Source organism: Marinilabilia sp. (assembly GCF_016278715.1).
In the GTDB taxonomy this organism is placed as follows: Bacteria; Bacteroidota; Bacteroidia; order Bacteroidales; family Marinilabiliaceae; genus Marinilabilia.
The window spans coordinates 1-5398 of record NZ_JADQBH010000062.1; the positions used below are offsets into that span (position 1 = coordinate 1).

Annotated in this window: 4 protein-coding genes; all 4 read right to left on the reverse strand. The window is 43.1% G+C overall.

Annotated elements, in window-relative coordinates:
• On the reverse strand, positions 1-331 hold a 331-nt coding region (locus QZZ43_RS04175; protein ID WP_291856570.1), incomplete at its 3' end, for a DUF5695 domain-containing protein.
• Positions 332-373: 42 nt separating this feature from the next.
• Positions 374-2566 (reverse strand): family 43 glycosylhydrolase, encoded by a 2193-nt coding sequence (locus QZZ43_RS04180; RefSeq protein WP_291856572.1) that lies wholly within the window; start codon positions 2564-2566, stop codon positions 374-376.
• A 50-nt stretch (positions 2567-2616) separates the two neighbouring features.
• A complete protein-coding gene (locus QZZ43_RS04185; RefSeq protein WP_291856574.1) occupies positions 2617-4509 on the reverse strand; it encodes a DUF4859 domain-containing protein in 1893 nt (630 codons plus the stop codon).
• 118 nt (positions 4510-4627) lie between these two features.
• Positions 4628-5398 (reverse strand): DUF4859 domain-containing protein (locus QZZ43_RS04190; RefSeq protein WP_291856576.1); only part of this gene is annotated, 771 nt, incomplete at its 5' end.

Consider the following 5398-nt stretch of genomic DNA (forward strand, 5'->3'; position numbering starts at 1 on the left):
CCGTACCTTCCGGTTTCACACGGAAGTTTATGTCCCCCAGTTGATAATACCCGTCGCCTTTTCGAACCTCCGACCACTCACCCGTAGTATAATTAAATCCGGGTTCTTTTATTGGAGATAATTCTACTGCTGTTTGAGACGATTTATCCACGGAAAGATAAAATGACGGAGTGGAAAGCTTCAATAAATCCGCCGATGAACCGGAATCTCCCTGAGCCATAGCATCACTGACAGAAACTCCGCTGCCAGCAATGAATAAAGCCCCCAACACCAAAGAGAAAGAAGCCCTTCCTCCGGATTTTTTACGTTTGCGTGCCTTTAGTAACTTCATGTTAAAAAATTTTATCTTAATAATTAATATCTATTGTTTTTTCTATTCCTTTCCAACCTTCATTATTCCCCTAGGCCTGGTCTCATTCATTAAAACTTCTACTTCATCCATTTTCATTGGTTTATCGAATAACCTGAAAGTGGAGATATACCCCGAAAAATTCTCCTGAGGAAATCCGGAGCCCCCAATAATTACACGACTGTTTTCCACAAACAAACTGATGGGTTGTTCTATTACCGGCTCTCCATTCACGTAGAGAACTTCTTTCATTCCATCAAAAACCAGTGAAATATGGTGCCACTTATCCTCTTCAGGAACATTAACATATGCCAAATCCACATAGCCATCCCCATGGGCCACAGCACCATATCGACCTGTTCCGTACATAAGTGCACTGTAGGATCCCATAAGCATATTCTCTCTGGAAGTCCACGTAGCAATACACTCATTTTCTCCAACCTGCGGATTTTTAACCCAGGCGGCAACCGTATAAGGAGCATTCCAAGACATGCTTCCAGGGGCTTCTTCACTAAGTTCAAGTATTTGTTCCCCATCAAAGACAAAGGCTTTTACTCCGTCAATTTCTTCTATTTTCAGCGGTTTTGTTGACTTGAAATGACCACCAATTGCTCCTTTATTCGGTAGTTCATTTACAAATTGACCGGCTTTCAGACTTTCTGCATCCAGATTTGCAATGCAACTTTGGGTACTCTGAACACCGGGCCCCTCAAAAGATTCAGGATTTTGGAAAGCCGGGACATCAAAAAGAGCATCGTAAATCTCAACTTCCCACACCGCAGCCAGCAGCCCGGTTTTCTCTGTTCCTGTCACTGTAAGCTTCACATATCTTGCAACAGCTTCATGATCATCGATCATGGGAGAACCAGACCTGCGGTTATTGGTTTTATCAGCAAACAAACTCCAGGTTATACTGTCGGTCGAAGTCTCTATTTTGTACTGATAATAAAAAGTAGGATACTCGAAACGCGTCATTACCCGCTTCATATTTTTTACTTTTCCCAAATCAAGCACTAAAGACTGAGGAAGTTTAGCGGAAGCTGATTTCCAAAGGGTTCCGTTATTAGTGTCGGTGGCAAAACCAGGAGAATATTTGTGGTCGATGTCTCCGTTGGAAAAGCGGGTCTTTTTTGACACCAGGTGGTAAAAGGAAGTCGCTGAAACGGAAGCGTTTTGTGCAAGATTTTCACCAACTTTCGGTTTCTTAAAAAAACCAACCCCTTTGTGAGAGGGATTTACTTTTTGAATAATGCTGTCATTGTTGAAGACCAATGGGTCGGCACAAACCTGACGAAACATTCCCCCTGAACTGTGGGGATTATCATGCCTGTGATAAACAATGTAGTATTGGTCATTCTCTTTCAGAACAGAATGATGGCCGGGACTGTCAATGGTTCCATCAGAAGATGATTGTAAAATCGGAGAGTTCTCACCATATCGGTATGGCCCTTCCGGATGTTCACTAACAGAATAGTGAACCGCATAAGAGCTGAGCCGACAATCTCCCGAAGAATACATCAAAAAATATTTCCCGTTTCTTTTCAGAGGATATGCAGCTTCAAATGCCTCTGGTACCTGCTCCATTGGGATTCCTCCACTTCGAAGAATGGTGCTCATGTCGCCGGGGTCAATCTCGGCCCAGCCAATTCCATCAAACAAATGGCACCAAGTGCCAAACCAGCTGAAAACTGAGCCATTATCATCTTTTAGAAACTGGGCATCCAGAGCGGGAATATTCCTGAGCCCGGTTCCAACTTCAATCACGGCATTTCCATCATTAACCGGTTTCCAGGGCCCCATGGGTGATTCGGATACATATCCGTAAATATTGCATCCAAACTGACAATTTCCCATAAAATAGTAATACTGTCCGTCCTTGCCTTCCACCACATCAGGAGCCCACACATTGGTTAGTCCTTCCGGAACATCCAGCTCCATCTCGTAGTTAAACCAATTCACGAAGTCTTTACTAATCCAGACTTGCGGCTCTCCTGAAGCAAGTTTTATCCCGTCTGTGGTGGTGTACAAGTACCATGTATCACCAAATTTCTTAACAGTAGGATCGGCAAAATAGCCTGGAAGAAGGGGGTTGCCCGCCTCAGGAGAATCAAAAGACACATCCTGAGCCTGCAATAACCCCCAACAAAAAATCAAACCTAAAAGACCACTTATTTTCTTCCAGTCTGTCCTAAATCTTTGAAAAATCAGTTCTCTCATTATCTATTAAATAGTTATTGTAAGATCCGTCGGGAGTGTTTTTGGGGTTGTCACTCAATGGTAACATTAAAAGTAAAAGTTGCCTGAACCGTTTTTCCGGCCTCGTATTCATAAACCAATGCCTGACTGATTGAATACTGCTCACCCGGGGCACATTGATTCGGATACTGTCCAATAGAAAAAGAAAAAGCCGTTTCATTAAACTCTGAGAAAAGTCTGGCTGCACTGCCCCATTCGCAAACATTTCCATCGGCATTAAACCAATGGCCGTAACCGTTGGCTGTAGTATTTGCGTTAAGGGTTCCGTTGGACTCCATGGCATAAAACGTGATTTTATCCTCCATCTGACTGGTTATTTCACCAGGCTGAAGTACAAAAGCTTTAGACAATTCGATAAGATTTTCTCCTTCTATTGTTACAGAGCTTCCTGAATAATCGGTTGAACTGAACGGAAAGCTTACATTGGAGTTCAATACAACATTCTCAGGTGTTTCTGTACCGTCAAAGCTGATATTTCCCAGGATATCTGTATTTGAAAATTTCACTTTGTAGGGCCATTGATCGTCATTGCTTTCCTCGTCATCCCATGCATGAGCTGCATAGGTGTCGGGTGCTCCTGTAACAACGAGCCAAAGTTTGTTGCAGCCTTCAGGAATAGTGAAGTTTATACTATTTTCCGTTTCGCTATTCATATCTCCATATACACGAGCCCCATCATTCAGAAGAGCCACATAGCCATAGCGCCAACCAGCTCTATCCGGATCATCAACCTGATTAAATCCCGGCTCATTTACCTGTCCTGCAAATTCGGTGGAGACCATTGTTCCGGCCTCAGGAACATTCAGTGGAATTACATTGTACCCGGTGGTTCCGGGGCAACGTTCATAAGCAACCTGATAACTACCATCCTCAAGTTCAGTGTATTTAAAGGTTTGCTTGCCAATATAGGCAGCTCCCATTTCACGAAGTTCTTCAACATCCCATGTCACAAACCTGGTGGCAGCATCATAAATCTCATCATTTAATTGCGAAACAGAAATATTTGTGATTCGCATGTAGGTTTGAATGGGATCTTCCGGCTCTTCAGCCATTCGCCACAGCTTACCTATGATATCCACGCCATGCTTTTGGGCCCAGTAATAATGTATAAAATAGCTGGCATAACGATAGTCCTCATGATGCAGGTGACGATGATAATTGTCGCAATAAACCGAATAATGTACGGAAGAGAATACTTCATCAGGATAGCTTTGATAAGCCTGCCATTGAGCACATTGTTCCCAAAATGCATTGCCCTCATTACCGCCAAATCCGTAACGGTATCCCGCAGTTGCCCCCAGGTCACAAAACACCTGGTACTGAAAACTATGGCCAATTTCGTGAGCAATCGTTGACCCGACAGGTTGAGAGGTATTTGGGCTCAACCACAATGCACCAATGGTATCATCATAGCCGGCTCCGGTGGCATTCCATTCATCCTGATAAAACAGGAATATCATCATCTTATAATCATCCAGATTGGATTTCCCCACCCCGACTTCAGCAAACTTCAATTGATTGACATTAAGATCATAAAACCCCTCGGCTTTTTCCAGCATATCATCAATATCTACCCGATAAGCCTCCGGAACTTCTGATGACCCAGGATCCTTATCACCATACCCTTTTCCCCAAAAAACAACAAAGTTTTCCGATTCCCGGCTTCGCTGATAGCACCAGGTACTGTTTTCATCATTAAAATCATCCCCTGTAAACTCCTGAGGGATATATATTTTTTTCCCTTCTTTTTCGTCCTCGGTATCATCTTCCACAATCTCATGTTTCTCTTCATCTTTTGGTTCCGGATTCTCATCTTTGCAACCGGTCACGGTTCCAAATGTGAACATCAGGACAAAGAGAAACAGGAAGTAATCAGTATTCTTTAAGATTTCGATTTTTTTCATAGTGCATGGTATTTCAGTCTATTCCCACTTTTGCAACGGATTACAATCTCCCCTGATTACCGCAGCTGGTGGGCCGCAGCAATCAGTAGGGAAAATGTTTATTCATTGAAAAAGCTCTTTATTCCAAAGTGACGGTGATAATGAAACGGACAAAGCTTAGCTCCTCATTAACATCCTTAAAGCCAAGGCTGATTTTGTATGAATCTCCGGCAGACAATTCCGGCGCACGGCCAATATTAAATATGCCATCCGCCATATTCACTTCTGCATATAATGTAAATCCGTCATCACCCCAGGAACAAACTTCACCTGCGGCATTCAACCAATATCCCGGAGGATTAGCGGTGTATCCGCTTTCAGCATCCCAAACACCTGTTTCTCTATCCACTACATACAAATGAATAGTTCCTCCTTCGTTAGCATCAAGATTGGCGAGAAACTCTTCTACACTAACACCCATATTATACTCTATCACATCAGCATAATCGAACAAATTTATTCCTGCAGCAGCATAGTCTCCATCGGGAATATTTACACTGGTAATGATCAGCGACGGATCAGTTACAGCAACATTAAAAGAGAAGCGAACATAATCATCATAATCCGGCCCATTGAGCGCAAACCCAACATTAAAGTAGGTTTCAGAACCAGCCTCTGCTTCATCATTTACATCAATAACCAACCGTTTTCCATTTTCATCAAAGTCGAGACTTGCAACATATCCCGAGCCATCATCAGTAATACCTCCTGCCGAGTTGTAATACCAGCCGGATTCTCCTTTCGTCGGAGCGGTTTTTTCCCAGTGTCCTCTGGAAGTATTAATGTTGTAAAACACCACACTTCCATTCTTCAAACCATTGATAACCTCATCCACGGTCATGCCCAAGAT

Excerpts from the sequence above, each read along its gene's own strand:
- QZZ43_RS04185 (WP_291856574.1), bottom strand. The coding sequence starts at position 4,509 with ATGAAAAAAATCGAAATCTTAAAGAATACTGATTACTTCCTGTTTCTC.
- QZZ43_RS04180 (WP_291856572.1), bottom strand. The coding sequence starts at position 2,566 with ATGAGAGAACTGATTTTTCAAAGATTTAGGACAGACTGGAAGAAAATA.